Here is a 1103-nt window from a genome sequence, read left to right on the forward strand (position 1 = left end):
CGGGCGGCCGGCTCAAGAAGGTCTCGCTGGAACTCGGCGGCAACAACTCGCTGATCGTGCTGGAGGACGCCGACCTGGATCAGGCGGGGCAGATCGGCGCCTGGTCGGCGTTCCACTACCAGGGCCAGACCTGCATCACCGCCGGCCGGCACATCGTGCTCCGGCCGGTGTTCGACCGCTACGTCGCCGACCTGGCGGCGCGGGCGGCCAGGATCACCGTCGGCGATCCGGCCGAGGACGGCATCGGTCTCGGCCCGATGATCAGCGCCGAACAGCGCGACCGCGCCAGGGACCTGCTGTCCCGGGCCGTCGACGCGGGCGCGACCGTGGTCGAGGGCGGTGGCTGCGAGGGGCTGTTCCACCGTCCGACGGTGGTCACCGGCGTCACCCCCGACATGGCGCTGTGGACGGACGAGATCTTCGCCCCCATCGCGCCGGTCATGGTGGTCGACAGCGAGGAGGAGGCCCTCGCGGTGGCCAACGAGACGGAGTACGGGCTCGTCGACGCGATCGTCACCGGCGACCCCGAGCGCGGCAGGCGGCTCGCCCGGCGCCTCGGGTCGGCCATGGTGCACGTCAACGACACGACCTGCCTGGACGAGGCGCGGGCCCCGTTCGGCGGGCGCCGCGCCTCGGGTCTCGGCGGGCGGTCGGGAGGCGAGTCCAACCTCCACGAGTACACCGAACTGCGCTGGCTGACGGTCCAGCACGAGCCGGTGGCGTACCCGTACTGACCGGTCGCGTACCCGTACGGATACGGCGCCGAGCACCCGGCCGCCCGGCGAGCCCCTGACGGGTCGCCGGGCGGCCGGGCGCTCACGCCATCGAGTCCAGCGCGCGCGTGACGGCGACATGCGCCGCCCCCAGCAGGGTCGCGCGGTCGCCGAGCCCGCCGACCGTGACCTCGGTGTCCCAGGCCAGTTCGCGTACGGTCCTGCGCACCTCCAGCAGGACGAGCTGGTTCTGGCCGACGCCGCCGCCCAGCACCACGAGCCCGGGATCGAGCAGCGCCACCACGGCGGCCACCAGCCGGCCGATGTCGGCGGAGTGCAGGTCCACCATGCGCCGCGCGGTGGCGTGCCCGCCGGCCGCCGCCTCGAACA

Annotated in this window: 2 protein-coding genes; one reads left to right on the top strand and one right to left on the bottom strand. The window is 74.3% G+C overall.

Translation table 11 applies throughout. The annotated features are described in order from the left end of the window. A partial coding sequence (locus QR77_RS03010; protein ID WP_150130540.1) for an aldehyde dehydrogenase family protein occupies positions 1 to 734 on the top strand: 734 nt, incomplete at its 5' end. Between the two features lie 82 nt (positions 735 to 816). On the opposite strand, the gene QR77_RS03015 is transcribed toward QR77_RS03010, so the two are convergent. Next, a partial coding sequence (locus QR77_RS03015; RefSeq protein WP_040019521.1) for an ROK family protein occupies positions 817 to 1103 on the bottom strand: 287 nt, incomplete at its 5' end.

This window comes from Streptomyces sp. 150FB (assembly GCF_000818195.1).
GTDB lineage: Bacteria > Actinomycetota > Actinomycetes > Streptomycetales > Streptomycetaceae > Streptomyces.